This window comes from Leuconostoc falkenbergense, assembly GCF_045801155.1.
In the GTDB taxonomy this organism is placed as follows: domain Bacteria; phylum Bacillota; class Bacilli; order Lactobacillales; family Lactobacillaceae; genus Leuconostoc; species Leuconostoc falkenbergense.
Genome location: NZ_CP174386.1, coordinates 241,694 through 258,466 on the forward strand (window position 1 = coordinate 241,694; position 16,773 = coordinate 258,466).

General features: G+C 39.9%; 16 protein-coding genes and 1 other annotated feature. Of the genes, 15 read left to right on the top strand and 1 reads right to left on the bottom strand.

All coding sequences use genetic code 11. From position 1 onward, the window contains the following. Positions 1-57: 57 nt before the first annotated feature. Positions 58-384 carry a thioredoxin family protein gene (locus ACI3ES_RS01205; RefSeq protein WP_004909917.1) on the bottom strand — a complete coding sequence of 109 codons (327 nt, stop codon included), beginning with the start codon at positions 382-384 and terminating at the stop codon, positions 58-60. Positions 385-762: 378 nt separating this feature from the next. Here ACI3ES_RS01205 and ACI3ES_RS01210 point away from each other — a divergent pair, with 378 nt between their 5' ends. From ACI3ES_RS01210 to ACI3ES_RS01280, 15 genes are all read left to right on the top strand, one after another. Then, a complete protein-coding gene (locus ACI3ES_RS01210) occupies positions 763-1,524 on the top strand; it encodes an ABC transporter ATP-binding protein (RefSeq protein WP_114667161.1) in 762 nt (253 codons plus the stop codon). Position 1,525: 1 nt separating this feature from the next. Continuing rightward, on the top strand, positions 1,526-2,269 hold the full coding sequence (locus ACI3ES_RS01215) for a multidrug ABC transporter permease (protein WP_114667162.1): 744 nt from the start codon (positions 1,526-1,528) through the stop codon (positions 2,267-2,269). Further along, positions 2,269-2,985, top strand: a complete 717-nt coding sequence (locus ACI3ES_RS01220; protein ID WP_142511362.1) for an ABC transporter permease — start codon at positions 2,269-2,271, stop codon at positions 2,983-2,985. Before ACI3ES_RS01215 ends, ACI3ES_RS01220 begins: the two co-directional genes overlap by 1 nt. A 91-nt stretch (positions 2,986-3,076) precedes the next feature. Beyond that, positions 3,077-3,374 (top strand) — a binding site (T-box leader). A gap of 66 nt (positions 3,375-3,440) precedes the next feature. After that, positions 3,441-4,313 (top strand): homoserine O-succinyltransferase, encoded by an 873-nt coding sequence (locus tag ACI3ES_RS01225; protein WP_407632000.1) that lies wholly within the window; start codon positions 3,441-3,443, stop codon positions 4,311-4,313. Between the two features lie 7 nt (positions 4,314-4,320). Continuing rightward, a complete protein-coding gene (locus ACI3ES_RS01230; protein WP_114667165.1) occupies positions 4,321-5,427 on the top strand; it encodes a PLP-dependent aspartate aminotransferase family protein in 1,107 nt (368 codons plus the stop codon). Continuing rightward, positions 5,424-6,563 (top strand): PLP-dependent aspartate aminotransferase family protein, encoded by a 1,140-nt coding sequence (locus tag ACI3ES_RS01235; protein WP_114667166.1) that lies wholly within the window; start codon positions 5,424-5,426, stop codon positions 6,561-6,563. The genes ACI3ES_RS01230 and ACI3ES_RS01235 overlap by 4 nt, the downstream gene beginning before the upstream one ends. 20 nt (positions 6,564-6,583) lie before the next feature. After that, complete coding sequence (locus ACI3ES_RS01240) at positions 6,584-7,705, top strand: vitamin B12 independent methionine synthase (protein ID WP_114667167.1); 1,122 nt, start codon at positions 6,584-6,586, stop codon at positions 7,703-7,705. Positions 7,706-7,727: 22 nt separating this feature from the next. After that, positions 7,728-8,588: a MetQ/NlpA family ABC transporter substrate-binding protein gene (locus tag ACI3ES_RS01245; protein WP_114667168.1), complete on the top strand. Its 861-nt coding sequence runs from the start codon at positions 7,728-7,730 to the stop codon at positions 8,586-8,588. After that, positions 8,588-9,064, top strand: a complete 477-nt coding sequence (locus tag ACI3ES_RS01250) for an S-ribosylhomocysteine lyase (protein ID WP_114667169.1) — start codon at positions 8,588-8,590, stop codon at positions 9,062-9,064. Before ACI3ES_RS01245 ends, ACI3ES_RS01250 begins: the two co-directional genes overlap by 1 nt. A 546-nt stretch (positions 9,065-9,610) precedes the next feature. Beyond that, positions 9,611-10,738 (top strand): 5-methyltetrahydropteroyltriglutamate--homocysteine S-methyltransferase, encoded by a 1,128-nt coding sequence (locus ACI3ES_RS01255; protein ID WP_114667170.1) that lies wholly within the window; start codon positions 9,611-9,613, stop codon positions 10,736-10,738. A gap of 368 nt (positions 10,739-11,106) precedes the next feature. After that, entirely contained in the window at positions 11,107-12,246 is a 1,140-nt protein-coding gene (locus tag ACI3ES_RS01260; RefSeq protein ID WP_114667171.1) for a PTS transporter subunit IIC, read from the top strand. A 117-nt stretch (positions 12,247-12,363) separates the two neighbouring features. Further along, on the top strand, positions 12,364-14,208 hold the full coding sequence (locus tag ACI3ES_RS01265) for an APC family permease (RefSeq protein WP_080519308.1): 1,845 nt from the start codon (positions 12,364-12,366) through the stop codon (positions 14,206-14,208). 92 nt (positions 14,209-14,300) lie between these two features. Next, positions 14,301-14,459 carry a hypothetical protein gene (locus ACI3ES_RS01270; protein ID WP_004914608.1) on the top strand — a complete coding sequence of 53 codons (159 nt, stop codon included), beginning with the start codon at positions 14,301-14,303 and terminating at the stop codon, positions 14,457-14,459. A gap of 98 nt (positions 14,460-14,557) precedes the next feature. Further along, positions 14,558-15,274: a response regulator transcription factor gene (locus ACI3ES_RS01275; protein ID WP_114667172.1), complete on the top strand. Its 717-nt coding sequence runs from the start codon at positions 14,558-14,560 to the stop codon at positions 15,272-15,274. Beyond that, on the top strand, positions 15,271-16,683 hold the full coding sequence (locus tag ACI3ES_RS01280; RefSeq protein WP_142511360.1) for a cell wall metabolism sensor histidine kinase WalK: 1,413 nt from the start codon (positions 15,271-15,273) through the stop codon (positions 16,681-16,683). Before ACI3ES_RS01275 ends, ACI3ES_RS01280 begins: the two co-directional genes overlap by 4 nt. The last annotated feature ends 90 nt before the right edge of the window (positions 16,684-16,773 follow it).

Here is a 16,773-nt window from a genome sequence, read left to right on the forward strand (position 1 = left end):
TTGGTGACAATAAATTGTCCAAGTTATCAGGTTCAATTCAAAACGAGACAGTGGTTTTTATATTGTACTTTGATACCAATCCAGTACTTGTTTTGGCGTTAAGCGTTCACCATGACCGACACGAGAAATTTCTTTTCCATTTTCAAATAAAACAAAAGATGGGATGCCTCGCATATTATGACTCGTAGCAAAGTCAATGTTATCATCACGGTCTGCATCAATCCAATCTGCAGTAGTTGTAACCGTATCTTTGATATTTTGAACAAAGGGTTTAATTGCTTTGCAATCACCACACCAGTCGGCCGATAAGAATAAGATGTGGCGACCGGATTGTGCGATGGTTTGATTGAGTTCTTCATCTGTGTGATGTAATTGTTCGTACATGTTGTTATCCTTTCTAATACTTGTCAGCATTATAGCACATTTTTCGGGGATGAATAAGGTGGATGATTATAATTTTATTGACATGTAATCTCATAACTGTATAATAAAAACGTGATATCATTTGATATAAAAACGTTTTTAAATTGGCTGCGATGATATTTGTCATCGCCTAACCCGTGTTTGGAGGTAGCGCAATGATTGCTATGAATAATAATTTTGATGTTGAGTGTGCACAATTTATGCAAGCATAACTTTCAAAATTGTGCACTAGATTGCATGTAGGTTGTTCGATACGTTGACCTACTTATTTAGAGTACAAGGATAAAAAATTGAATAGAATAAAACAATATCATGTTTCTTGCTTGGTGGAGGTACGTCATGACAACAATTGAGGTACGTCACTTAAGAAGGACATTTAACGAGGTAAGTGAATTTGTGGCCGTTGATGATGTTTCTTTTAAGATCGAATCAGGTCAAATAGTGGCGTTACTAGGGCCAAATGGTGCTGGCAAAACGACTACTGTTAAAATGATTTCTGGTTATCTGAAACCAACAAGTGGTGATGTATTGGTGGATGGTGTGAACATATTAACCCATCAAAAATTGATGGCTACCAATATTGCTACGGTTTTTGGTGGTGAATTAGGCTTTTATGCACGGGCGACAGCCTATGATAATTTGAACTTTTTTGCAACATTGTTTGGCATTCCGCGTCGCGAAAGACGTAGTCGCATATATCAAGCACTACGAAATGTTGAGCTCGCCAATGTTAGTGACAAAAAGTTAGCACAATTTTCGCGTGGCATGCGACAGAGAATGCACATCGCTCGTGCTTTATTGAAGGCCACGAATGTTATTTTGCTTGACGAACCAACCAGCGGGTTGGATGTGGAAATCTCTCATGAAATACGGCGCTTGGTACGCGGATTAGCAGATCAAGGTAAAACAATTTTGCTGACAAGTCATACAATGACTGAGGTTGAGGATTTAGCAGATCGTGTTTTGCTAATCGGCGGAGGTAAAATTCTTCATGATGGGACGGTGGCAAGTGTGGTTGCCTTATCAGGTGTTACCAAAGTTGATCGGCCAGCAACGCTTGAAGAGTCCTACTTGGCGCTTGCGCCAGAATTGAGGCGTTAACATGATTGACTTTATGACGCTGACTTGGTTTCATTTGAAGTTGTTTGCTCAAAACAGCTATTTTCGTACGATTGTTTTTGTGACTACGATTGGCTACGTATTGATGCAATATGTCGCTGCAAACGCTGTTCATGATTTGGGCAACCAAACGATTTGGTTGCGAGCAGGTATTATTGGTACTTGGGCGGCTGGTACATCTGCAGCAGGTGTTATACCATACCAACGTGCGCAAGGTACTCTGGCTTACGTTCTTGATACCAGCAAAGGAGAAGCGGTGAGTTTGGCGACTCTGATAATCCCAGCAGCGTGTTTTGGTTTGTTAGCATTTCCTGTTGCTTGGCTTGTGAGTTTGGTATTGGGCATTAATACCACAGGTATTAGTTGGATGCTAGGGTTGGGTGTTATAACGCTATGGTTAAGTGTCATATTACTAGATTTTGTGGTAGCTGGCTTATTTGTATTAACACCAAATGCCATGTTGTATGAAAGCCTTTTATTGGTACCGATTTTGATTGGGGCTGGTATCTACACTGTTCCACAACGCTATCAAATGGTAGTTGAAGTGTTACGGTTGTTTTTACCTATGGCAACGCCTGTGAAACTGATTTTACAACCTCAATTGGTTACTGGTTTTGATGTGTTACAAATGTTGATACTCAGTCTAGTATGGCTATTTTTGGCACATTTTCTGTTGAAAATATCTTTACAACGACTACGTGTTACTGGTGATATGGTGGTGGTCTAATGTTAAAAATAGACTTGCTTTCATTACCTTATTTCAGAAATTGGCGAACGTTTGTTGTTAGTTTTGTGATTGCACCTGTTCTCGAAATCCTAATGGTTGGATTATTGCGTGCCCAATTTAGTTCAATCTCGGCTATTAAGTCAGTGGTGGCCATCAGTTTAATGACAGCTGTTGGCACACTACTAGGCAGTTTATCATCGCTTTTTGTTAACGATCAGGTTCGCGGAGTTGCCTTGGAGATGGCGGTAGTATCACCTTATTCAGTAAAATATTGGACTAGTAAATTTAGTGTAGTCTGGATTGTTGCGTTAGGGCAGGTAATCATTACCCTATTTTTAGTGACAATTGTGACACGAGATGTGTCATGGCTGAGTCGAGCTGTTCTGGTGCTACCACTGCTCCTGCTTTATGGTAGTATCATTGCTTTTGTTTCGGTTATAGTGTCGTGGCAGCACGACGATCCTTATTTGACGGCAAACATTTTAGGGACTGTTCTTATTTTACTCAGTGGTGTTATTGTACCAGTATCACTTTATCCTAAATGGTTAGCCTTTCTCACGCAGTGCTTACCATTTTCACAGACAATGCAATGGTTTCTAACTGGATCAGGGAGTCTATTCCTTGATAGTGTTGTCGCAGGAATATGGTTACTGTTAGGAATCATCATGTATCACTATCAAATTAAACGCGTTAAACGGTATGCCATGATTCAGTGATATAATTTTTATGTGGTTATTGTGAGATTTTTAAATTTAATTATGACAAAACTGTTGACATTCTGTGGATATAAAGTTATAGTTAAAAGCAACATAAACGTTGAAGAGATAAGTACCATAAAATGCCTTAAAAAGAGAGTCTGTCGTTGGTGAAAGCAGATAAGGTTGATTCTGGGAAAATGGTCTTGGAGTTTTCACGGATACGAGCAAGCGTCCACTCATATGTGCAACGCAGTAAGTTGAAATCGGGTGTCACCCGTTACCAGACAACGTATTACCAAAGACTTTCACAGATGTTCTCGACGAAAGATTAGCGGCGTACGTTTGGAGGTGTGGGTGCGAGAACCTACATGAACACCGGGTGGTAACACGTTTTTAACGTCCCGCAATCTATTATTAATAGATTGCGGTTTTTTTGTGTTATTTTGCTAAATTGTCAAATTAAGGAGGTAGTTATGAGTGTTATTTTAGAAAATGGTTTATTAAAACAGCAGCAGACGATGATTGGGTCATACAAATTACTACAACCAACAATAACGATTCTATTAGTTAATCTGATGCCCAATCGCTTACAAACAGAAAAACAATTTGTCCGGCTGTTAAACTTACTATCGATCAACGTACGTGTTACGTTTACGGTACCAGCCACTCATAATTTGCGTCATAGTGCAATTGAAGTTGCTGATAATTATTTGACATTAGAGGATATTTGGCACCAACAATATGATGGGTTGATCGTAACTGGCGCGCCTGTTGATCAAATCAAGTTTGAGCAAATAGACTATTGGGAAGAATTTCAGCATTTGTTGCAGTGGCGAAAAACGAGTGTTACGGAAAGTTTGTTTGCTTGTTGGGCGACTTATGCGGCAGGTTATGCTGAAAGAAATTTTCCAGTCAGAGCGATTAAAAACAAAGTGTCAGGGGTTTATCGACCTCGCCATGTAACGCGAAGTAAATTATCTTTTGGGTTAGAAGTGCTGAAAATGCCGCAATCGCGATACTTTACTGTACCGGCATTAGGCGTACCACGACGTCTAAAAGTAGCTGACGATGACGAATTGGGTGCGTTTATTCTCCGAGATGAAGGGGTGAACTCGACGTATATTACCGGTCATCTGGAATATGATACAACAACGTTGGCTGATGAGTATGAACGTGACTTAGTAATTGATAACACGACACTTGCACCGGAAAATTATTTTGTAGATGGCTATCCAGTCAACAGTTGGCAACAAACGGCAAACCAATTTTTTAAAAATTGGGGTCAACTGATTGTGGCAAACACGCACAAAATAACAGCAATTAACCTAATATCAGCATTGAATTGAGAAACTTATGACAAATATAGACACTTTATTAGCACAAGGTGGTAATGGCACCGACGATATTAAAACAGGAGCAGTTGTTAGTCCACTGTATTTTTCAACGGCTTATCGGCATCCGGGTTTAGGAGAATCAACAGGATTTGACTACGCCCGAATGAATACACCAACCAGAAGCATTTTGGAAGAACAATTAGCCGAGTTAGAGCATGGCCGGCAAGCATTTGCTACAAGTTCCGGCATGGCAGCAATTGACTTAGTGTTTGCTGCTTTAATTAGAAATGGTGATCATTTTATTACGTCAGATGATTTGTATGGGGGGACATACCGTTACTTTGATAGTTTAGTTGACCAGAGTGGTGTGACCTATGACGTCTGGGCAGATGGGGAAGATATTTTGAAACTCATTAAACCAGAGACTAAACTAATCTGGATTGAGACGCCTTCCAATCCGACTATGAAAGTCATTGATATTCATTGGTTATGTGAAACGGTCAAAGCGGTGCGTCCGGATATATTAGTCGCGGTAGACAACACATTTCTAACGCCTATTTTCCAAAACCCGATACTACTCGGCGCTGATATTGTCGTTCATTCTGCTACAAAGTATTTAGGTGGGCACAATGATATTTTAGCTGGTGTTGTCGTTGCTGGACGAGATGATTTGGCCCAAAAAATTGAAGATACATTAGTCACACGTGGGCAGGTGTTAGATTCGTTTAGTGCTTGGTTATTGTTAAGAAGCTTGAAGACCTTACATTTGAGAATGGCAAGGCATAATGAAAATGGCCATTTCCTAGCTGAAAAATTAGCTAATGTTTCAGGGGTAGAACGTGTTTTGTATGCAGGCTTAGGCGGTATGGTGAGCTTTTATTTGTCAAAAGAGTATGATGTTGATCGTTTTTTGAAAGGGCTAAATATTTGTTCATTTGCTGAAAGTCTAGGTGGGCCTGAAACGTTGATTACAATACCATCTGTTCAAACACATCATGATATGACAGCAGAGCAACGAGAAAAACTCGGAATTACGGATCATCTTGTGCGTGTCAGCGCAGGTCTTGAGGAAAAACATGATATTTTAGATGATTTGGTAAATGCAATACAGGGGGCAAGGCAATGAGCGAATGGACAGATATTATTCAAGCGGCAACTGTGCACGATCCTATATCTGGCGCGATTAACACGCCTATTCAGTTAAGTTCTACATTTGATCAACCATCATTTGATCAGTTTGGTGAATATGACTACGCACGATCCGGCAATCCAACGCGCGAGGCAGGCGAACAAGCTATTGCAACACTAGAGCATGGTCAATATGGTTATTTGTTTAGCACTGGGATGGCAGCAATCAGCAGTGTGTTATTTACCTTATCGGCTGGGGATCATTTAGTTGTAAGTCAGCATGTATACGGTGGGACATTCCGCGTGTTGGAAGAGATTTTACCGCGTTGGGGGATTACACATGACTTTGTCGATTTTGCTGATGAATCGGCTATTGAAGCAGCTATTACGCCAGAAACCAAAGCGCTGTATATTGAAACGCCATCCAATCCCATTTTGCATATTACGGATATTAAAGCAGTAGTAGCCATTGCTAAAGCACACGGGTTAATCACAATTGCTGATAATACATTTATGTCACCATTTCTGCAAAAGCCATTAGATTTAGGCGTAGATATCGTCGTCCACTCAGCAACCAAATTTTTGGCGGGACATTCAGATATTTTGGCAGGAGCAGTCGTGGTCAATGACCAACAATTAGCTGATAAAATTTACTTTATTCAAAATGCTGTTGGTGCAACCCTTGGTGTTTTGGATACATGGTTATTGTTACGAGGCATCAAAACATTGGGTGTTCGAATGTCTCACGCTGCTCATTCAGCACAAGAAATTGCTGAACATTTAGCACAACATCCTAAAATCGTGAACGTACTATATCCCGGCCTGGCAACACATCCCGGGCACGATGTTCACTTAGCACAAGCAAAAAATGGTGGCGCTGTGTTGAGTTTTGATGTTGGTAGTGAAGCCAATGCCAGACGACTCGTTTCCGCACTTAAAATACCCGCATTCTCAGTCAGCTTGGGAGCTGTGGAAAGTATCATCAGTTATCCACCTAAAATGAGCCACGCTGAACTCAATCAAACAGAATTGATAAAGACTGGTATAAGTCCTGGATTACTGAGATTATCAGTGGGATTAGAGGATACGGCTGATTTAATTAGTGATTTAGACGCTGGATTAGCAACAATTTGAACATAAGAAGGAGAGAAAACATGACAACTGCAGGAAAATTAAACTATCATTTTGACCAAGTGGGTTCGTATTTACGTCCTAATAACTTGAAAGAGGCACGTGAACAGTACGCTGATGGTGAAATCACAGCTGATGCATTGCGCGAGGTACAACAGACAGAAATCAAAAAGTTAGTGGCTAAGCAAGTAGAAGCTGGTCTATTGGCAGTGACTGACGGTGAATTTAATCGTTCATGGTGGCATTTGGATTTCTTAGGTCAATTGGGTGGTTTTGAATTTTATGATCAAGAAGATTCTTACAAATTTCATGGTGAAAAAACGCGGTCTACTAACGTACGTATTAATGGTAAGGTTCATGCTAATTTGGATCATCCATTCTTTAAAGATTTTCAATATTTGAAATCAATCGTGCCAGACGGTGTGGAACCTAAACAAACGATTCCATCACCTAGTTTAATCATCAATCGTGATCACCGTTCTGATTTATGGTCAAAGTATTATGATACATGGGAAGCCTTTTTAGATGATTTGGCACAAGCCTATCATGACACATTGCAACATTTTTATGATTTGGGTGCACGTTATATTCAACTCGATGATACAACTTGGGCGTATTTAATCGCACAACTTAATGCGAGTGCAGAAAACCCTGAGCAACATGCACAATTTGTGAAGACAGCTGAAGATGATGTCTATGTGATCAACAAGGCATTAGCTGGGTTGCCAGAGGACCTTAAATTGTCGACGCACATTTGTCGCGGTAACTTTAAATCAACTTATTTGTTTGAGGGCGGCTATGAACCAGTTGCTAAATATTTGGGTCAACTAAACTATGACGCTTTTTTCTTGGAATATGATAACGATCGTTCCGGTGATTTTGAACCACTGACGACAATTTATAATGGACGAGACAATGTGGAAATTGTGCTGGGTTTGTTGACGTCTAAATCTGCGGATCTAGAAAATGTTGATGATGTGGTGGCGCGAATTAATGAAGCCGCAACCTTTGTGCCCAAAAAACAATTAGCATTGTCAACACAATGTGGTTTTTCGTCCACCGAAGAAGGAAATATTTTGACAATTCCTGATCAGTGGCGCAAACTTGACTTGGTTAAGCGTATTGCGGATGCTGAATTAGCTTAATTAGACTAAATAAGGAGATGGTATGGGCAAAAAAACTTGGTTTGTGATCTTGGCCGTTTTGGTCATTATTGTGGGTGGTGTGACATATGCAAACGCCTCAAAAAAAGCATCAACTAACACCATTACAATTGGTTCTGTCACCAGTGACGCCGATATTTGGCGCCATTTAGCAAAAAGCGACGCTGCCAAACGCTTAAAATTAAACATCAAAGTCAAAGAATTTACAGATGGCTTGACGCTTAACAAAGCAACCGCTGAGGGGCAAGTAGATGTTAACGCTTTTCAGTCATATAGCTACTTTCAAGCATTTAATCAGGATACTAAAGATGGAAAATTAGTAGCCATTGGGACAACTTATCTGGAACCATTGGGTATTTATTCTAGTAAATATAAATCGGTAAAAGATATTCCGGATGGGGCAACGATTGCGATTGCCAAGGATCAAGCAGATGAGGCGCGCGGTCTAAAATTATTAGCTGATGCTGGTTTGATTAAGATTGCATCTGACTTTGGGGCTCTAGATGGTTTGGAAAAAGTAACGGCTAACCCGCACCATTTTAAATTTAAAGAAATTGATGATACAACTGGTGGGCGGCTACTACATGACAATGGCGTTGATGCTGTATTGATATCTAATTCGGTTTCACAAGCTGCAGGATTAAATGTTTTGAAAGATGCGATTTATTACGAACATATCAATAATCACACCCGCGCTAACGTCAATATTTTGGCAACAGCAGCTAAAAATAAAGACAATAAAACGTATCAAAAGTTGTTAACATTATACCGTGATAAGGCGTCGCAAAAATACATCACCGACAAGTATCACGGTACAAAAACAGAAGTGGTCAAACCACTATCGTATTTTAAAGGAGTGAAATAATGTCAGAAACAGTTGTTGAAAGTTTTACCTTAGATCATACAAAAGTTAAAGCGCCTTATGTGCGTGTGATTGAAACACAAGCCGGTCCCAATGGTGGCAGTATTACTAACTATGATTTGCGCCTCACGCAACCTAACGAAACAGCCATTGAAACCGGTGGATTACATACTTTAGAGCATCTTTTTGCAGGTCTAGTACGTGATGAAATTGATGGCATTATTGATATTTCACCATTTGGTTGCCGTACCGGCTTCCATGTTATTTCATGGGTGAACTATGATTCTGAAACATTAGCTAAGGTATTCAAAAAAGTTTTGGAAAAAATTGCCAGTGACGAAGTAACCGAAATACCAGCTGCTGAAATTGAAAGCTGTGGTAACTTTAAAGATCATAGCCTTCATTCTGCTAAAGAATGGGCTAAAATTATTTTGGCACAAGGCATTTCAAGTGATGCTTTTGAACGCAAAGTTGTTTAGAATTAAATGAAAATAAGTTGACAAACTAATTAAAATAAGATATATTATTTCTAACGTAGAAAAGATAAGTAGTATTCTATCACATAAAGAGAGTTCGCGTTTGGTGAGAGTGAATTGTGAGAAAATTCGAATATGGTCTTGGAGTGATTGATAATGTGAGTGGTCATTAGGTATGAACGCAAGCAGTGTCCGGGTGCGCCCGTTATAGCCGCGCCAATTCTTAATTGTATTTCAGCAATTAATGATTGATGTTGAGGTGTGCTCGCGTGAGCAGCACATAAACACCGGGTGGTAACACGATAAGTCGTCCCGCAGTCTATTATTTTAGACTGCGGTTTTTTGGTGGTTGCAGAATTGATGGTTAGATGACTAGCGTATTTAGAAAGGAAGTTGCGATGACGATTAGATACCAAAAAATACAGTATTTATATGCAGACAAAGTTGCAACGGCCGTATTTTTACGAGGAAGTGGTGCCCAAATGAGTGGGTAAATAATTGACAATTTGAAGTTGAAAAATATTGCATGATAACAACAGGAGAATAATAATGACAACACAAACATTACAAAAAATTGGATTCCAACATGTTGGTTCATTTCTACGACCAGAAGCATTAAAGCAGGCGCGACAATCATTCGCCGCTGGAAATATAACTGCTGAAGAACTCGAAGGTGTCGAAAATTCAGCAATCACAGAACTTGTGAACAAAGAAGTTGAGGCAGGTTTAGACGTCGTCACAGATGGTGAGTTCCGTCGTTCGTATTGGCACTTGGATAATTTTTGGGGATTTGAAGGTGTCGAACGTTTTAACTACGGTGAGGGTTATTTCTTTGCACATGAAGAAACACGTGATGATTCAGCTCGTTTGACTGGTAAGTTAGGATTTAATGCAGAGACGCATCCATTTATTCAACATTTTAAATTTGTAAAAGCTTTGGCAGATGAAGCTGGTGTGGCAGCTAAAATCACGATTCCCTCATCATCACAATTCTATGGTGAGTTGAGCCGTGGTGTGAACGTGGAACGTATTGCTAAGTATTATGATAGTGATGAAGCTTTGTTTGATGATATTAAACGTGTTTATCATGAAGAAATATTAGCTTTGTACGATGCTGGGGCGCGCACCATTCAACTTGACGACTGTACTTGGGGATTACTAGTTGATCCAAAGTTTAAGGATGTTTATGCTGCAACTGGTTTTGATATCAATGATTTGAAAAAGTTATATCTTGATTTGAACAATGGAGCGATTGCTGATTTACCTGACGATTTAACCATTAATACACACGTTTGTCGTGGTAATTATCACTCTGACTGGGCAACAAGTGGTGGTTACGATGATGTAGCAGATCAATTATTTGGTCAAGAAAACGTCACTAATTATTTCTTAGAATATGATTCTGAACGTGCTGGTGGTTTTGAACCGTTGGCAAAAGTGTCTGGTGATAAGCAAGTCGTATTGGGGCTAATCACCACCAAAACAGGTGAACTTGAAGACAAGGCGACAATCATTGCTAGAATACACGAGGCAACCAAATATTTGCCATTGGATCGCCTTTGGTTATCAACGCAGTGTGGTTTTGCCTCAACCGAAGAAGGCAACATTTTGACTGATGCACAACAATGGGCTAAGCTACAATTGGTAAAAGAAATTTTAGATGAAGTTTGGGGATAAGTAGTTTATTGCCTAAAAAATTAAATTTATCTTTTTTTAAATTAGACTATTGACATTTTAAAACAATGGTGTCATAATGATTTTATTAACTTAAAGGAAAAATGTTACATGCAACGTCTCAGTGTAAACAACTTCACACAAAGCATTCAAATCAACATTGTCGTCATTATTATTTGACTTCAAGGTTGGTTCACTTTGTGATGCTGGCCTTTGATAAAAAGGCTGGCGTGAAGTTGTCGACTAGAGTCGTATAACTTAAAGGAGCGCTAGTATATCTAGCGCTCCTTTTTTCTTAGAGTTTTTTCATAAGATGCGCAGCTTATGAGTAAAAAATGGAGCAAGGGCAACGGGCCCGAAGGGGAATTATTATGGACGCAACACTATCAAAAACGCAATCATCAAATGCGACTGACAAAACTGAAAAATTAAGTGACCGCAAAGCCACGCCACGAACGACTCGAGAAGTCGTCTATGACGTCTCACAAGGCATTTCACATGCAATCCTTGCTGTGTTGGGTATGGGATTATTAATGGCATCGCTTGGTAACGCATTCCATTTCACACCATTAGTACAGGCTGGATTGATGGGTCAAAAAATGTTGGCACCTGCTTTGGGTGTAGGTATCGCAATTGCGATGCGTTCAAATTTGCTCACAACTGGTGCTGCTTTAATTGCAGCCACTGTTGGATCTAACGCAGTTTACTTTACGTCGGCAGTTGCACCTGCTACCCATACAGCTACGGGATGGGCTGCCGATCAGGCCGCTGGTTCACTAGTAATGACTTCTGGACAACCTATTTCTGCGGTGTTGGCTGCTTTAATGGCAGTGCTTGTCGGTAACTGGTTGACAGGTAAAACACCTTTGGACATGATGTTAGTACCATTTGGTGCAGTATTGGCGGGCACATTCTTTGGCTTGGCTACTGCATCTGTGACAACGCCATTCTTGAACTGGGTATCAGAATCACTTGCTTCAACAATGAAAATCAATCCATTCTTGGGTGCGTTTGTCGTATCAGTTGTTTGGTTCCTATTTTTGATGACACCCGCTTCTTCGGCGGCATTGGCAATTGCTGTCATGCTTGATCCACTGTCGGGTGGTGCTGCTTTGATCGGTACTACTGCAGGATTTGTTGTTTATACTGCAATGGGTTGGAAGCAAAATGATTTGGGTGCCAATTTTGCACAAACAATTGTCACACCAAAAGTGCAATTTCCAAACTTGCTTAAGAGTCCGTTATTGATGTTTGGTCCAGCTTTGATTGCTGGCGTTTCTGCGATGGTAGCTGTTGGTGTCTTTGGATTGAAAGTACCATTTGCCATTGCTGGTTTAGGCTTGAATGGCTTTATCGCACCCATCGCCTTAGCGTCAAGCGATCCACGTGGATTGTTTTTAGTGGCAGTCTTTGGCATTGTTGTACCAGTTGTTGCGTCATTAGCATTTTATTATTTCTTACGTAAAACAGGACACACTAAGCAAAATGATTTGCACCTTGAAGTTGTTTAACAGTAATTAATTACGTTCGTCTTTTGTTACAAAGTCGTCATATTGACGGCTTTTTTAATATATAAAAATAGCGTAGAATATGTTGAGTAATAAATAAATGTATTGAGAGATTATGATATGTTTCAAAATATCAAACGCATCTTGATTGGCAAGCCATTGAAAACGTTGGACGAGGGTGGACAATCTTTGTCCAAGACCAAAGCCTTGGCATTACTTTCATCAGATGCTTTATCATCAGTTGCTTATGGAACAGAGTCAATTACAACAGCCTTATTGGCTGCGGGCGCAGTTGCATTGTGGCTTCAGGTGCCAATCGCATTACTTGTTTTGGTCTTGTTAGCGGCTATTGTGATGAGTTATCGTCAAATCATTCACGCTTACCCATCGGGTGGCGGTGCGTATGCCGTTGCGAGTGAAAATTGGGGGTCCAAAGCAGGTTTAGTAGCTGGTGGTTCACTGTTAGTTGACTATATGCTAACGGTGGCCGTTTCAGCTTCGGCGGCAGCAGATGCAATTACGGCTGCCGTGCCAGCGATTTTACCATTTACGGTGCCATTGTCGATTATCGTTGTCTTACTTTTAACTGGTATGAATCTGCGAGGTCTTCGCGAGAGTGCTAATTTCTTAATGATTCCAGTCTATTTTTTTATAACAGTTTTGGCGATTATGATTGCTTGGGGTGTTTTTCAAGCAGTTACTGGTCAGTTGCCTTATCATGCTGCTGCTAAAATTGGGACTAGCTTTAGTGGCTTATCATTTGTCTTGTTCATGCGCGCTTTTTCAAGCGGTTCATCTTCTTTGACCGGAGTTGAAGCAATTTCCAATGCTGTGCCTAATTTTAAGGCGCCAAAAGAGAAGCACGCTGCGTCAACATTAGCCTTAATGGCATTGATTCTGGCGGCATTCTTTGGTGGTATTACTTTTCTAAGTTATTGGTACGGCATTCGCCCTAATGCACATTCAACGGTGTTGTCACAGATTGCAATGACGACTTTTGGCGGACAAAATATCGGCTTCTATATTGTTCAGTTAGCAACAGCGATGATTTTAGCTGTTGCGGCTAATACTGGATTTTCAGCTTTCCCAATGTTGGCGTTGAACTTGGCACGTGATAAATATCTGCCACATCTTTATATGGATAAAGGTGATCGTTTGGGATATTCAAATGGTATTTTGTCGTTGTCTTTTGGGGCAATCATCTTATTGCTTATTTTTCATGGTTCGACAGATGCCTTGATTCCACTATATGCTGTTGGTGTCTTTGTGCCGTTTACGTTGTCACAATCAGGCATGATTATTCACTGGTGGCATAAAAAACCTAAAAGTTGGGTTTTGAAAGCAGTCATTAACTTCGTTGGTGCTTTTATTTCGGCTGTTTTGGTGATAACATTGTTTGCAACTAGAATTGAGCATGTTTGGCCATACTTGCTGATTATGCCGTTGGTGATGTTTACTTTTCTCAAAATAAAACATCATTATTTGAGTATTGGCAAACAGCTTCGGTTACAGTATGCCAAAAATGATAATGCCGTTCGTCATCATTACGATGGCGCAACTGTAATTGTATTGGTTTCAAACATCACTAAGGTGACGACTGAGGCGATTGATTATGCACAGTCAATTGGTGATTATGTTGTTGCCATGCACGTCAGTTTTGATGTTAATCCTAAAAAAGAGTTAGAAACTTCAACGCAATTTAAGCTGGACTTTCCAGATGTAAGATATGTTGATATTCATTCGTCATATCGTTCCATCGTCAAACCGGCGTTGAGCTTCGTTGATGCAGTGGCAAAGCAAGCCAAAAAGCGCAATCATTCAGTCACTGTTTTGGTGCCACAATTTGTGCCTAAGAAACCTTGGCAAAACGTTTTGCATAACCAAAATTCTCTGCGTTTACGAACAGCATTTGCTTCGCGAGAAGATATTTCTGTTTCAACATATTATTATCATTTAACTGAGTAATGTGGTATGTATCAGTGTCTATACACTGATACATCACGTACATAAATGTGCAATTTAGACACAATTTTTACCATTAATAGGAGGCAATAAACATGTCAATGGAAACAAAGTGGACACTATTTTTTATTTGGGTTGTCATTGCAATGACCATCTCAACCGTTGGTTTAGTCATGATTATGCGATGGTATCATCGTGAAGTTAAAAAAGTAAAAACACAAAAGCATGAAGAAACTGACCAAAAAAAATCATAATTATTACAAAAATAGGTGTTCATGTGTGAATGTACGTGCATAAAATGGTATCATGACGTATAATCTTAGATATAAGATAATAATTAAGGATAATTTCGATGAAAATATTAATGATTGAAGACAATAAATCTGTATCCGAGATGATGAGCATGTTTTTCAAAAAGGAAGGATGGCAAGCAACGTACAGCTATGATGGTAATCAAGCGGTTGCCTTATTTGCTGAAGATCCCTTCGCATTTGATTTAATTACATTGGACCTCAATTTGCCGGGATTGGGTGGCATGCAGGTGGCTTCAAAAATACGTGAAATGAACGACAACGTACCATTAATCATGCTGACTGCCAGAGATAGTGAATCAGATCAGGTGTTGGGACTTGAAATGGGCGCAGATGATTATGTGACCAAACCATTTAGTCCGATTACATTAATTGCCCGTATTAAAGCAATTGCCCGTCGTGCGGAAAAGGCTGCTATCAATACACAACCAGCTCACGAAAAATTTGATGTTACGACAGAACATTTCCAACTTAATTCGAATACACGTGAGGCATTCTTGGATGGTAAGCCAGTTAATGCGTTGACCCCCAAAGAATTTGAATTGCTCAAAACATTGGCTCTTAAGCCACGACAAGTTTTTTCGAGATCTCAACTGTTGCAAATGGTTTGGGATTATGAATACTTTGGGGATGAACGTACCGTCGATGCCCATGTGAAAAAGTTACGCCAAAAAATTGAAAAGGCCGGTCCTCAAGTCATTCAGACCGTTTGGGGAGTCGGCTATAAGTTCGATGACTCAGGAGTTGAACCAGAATGAAAATTATGCACCAACAAATGCTTGCTTTTCTCGCCATACTTATGACGATGATTGTCATTGTTGGTTTTTTATTTGCGCAGTTTATGTTTCACTCTGTTTATGAGCAAACATACAGTAATCTTAATAATTATGCGACGACTTTTTTTTCGTTGGTCGTTGATACTGAAGAGGATAATGAAAAAAAATTAAACGTTGATCCTAGTGCATTTAAAACCGCTAGAAAAGTCATGTCTGACCAAGGTGTTGAAGTATCCATTTATGATAATAAAACCCACAAACGTGTGTATGGTAGTACTGGGCCCAAAAAGATTAGTGAAACACTTTGGCAAGAAACTTTTTCTGGTGACGCGCGGATTAAGCGAACACGCACGGGTGAACAGTTATCAGTGTATCGTGGCTGGATGTATGGCGGGGAAAAGCTTGGCGTTGTCCGTGTTTCACGTCAAATTGTAGGACGCAGTGCGCAATCAACCATGTTGTTAGAAGAAATGGTTGCTGCCATGGTGATAGGTGGAACGCTAGCGATGTCATTAGCAGCCGTTATTTCATGGCGATGGTCACACGTGATTACTGATATGCAACAAGCAACAGAGCAAATGACTGAAGGTAACTATGAACTAAAGCTAACACGAACTGGTAAAGACGAACTCGGACATTTAGCTAGGGATATCAATAATTTATCATTAGCATTGCGTGCCCAAAGTGATGAAATTATTGAGCAAGAGGAACGACGCAAGCAGTTTATGGCTAATGCCTCACATGAAATGCGGACACCGCTAACCACTATGTCTGGTCTGTTAGAAGGACTAGCTTATGATGTTTTTCCAGAAGAGGAGAAGTCACGCGCTTACGCACTGATGCAAAAAGAAACCCAGCGTCTCATTCGTTTAGTGGAAGAAAATCTTGACTATGAAAAGTTAAGGGCTAATAAGATTGTATTACGGAAACAAAAAATTGATGCTTATAAAATGATTAGTGATTTAAGCAACCAATTAGCCAGTAAGGCAGCACATGAAGAGACAACTATTGCAGTTTTGGGTGACCAACAAGCCACGGTTTTTGGGGATCAGGATCGACTCACACAGGTACTTTTTAATTTGATTAATAATGCCATTCAATTTACACAAAAAGGACAGATTAAAGTTTCAGTGGATCGCCAACATAATGCGACAATTTTTAAGGTGGCAGATACTGGCATTGGCATGACAGCTGAACAAGTTGATAACGTTTTTGAACGTTATTACAAAGCAGATCCATCACGTATGTCAACTAAAGGCGAGTCAGGCATTGGTATGGCTATTGTGAAACAAATTATTACATTGCATGATGGTGATATTGCGATCGATTCGACGCCAAAAGTTGGTACAACAATCACAGTTACAATTCCAGACCAACAAACAGCCAATTAATCTTGCACCAAGTGGATATTTACACGATATTGACGAAAATATAACATCAACCCTTTATACTGAAACTATCAGATATGAGGAGATTGAACC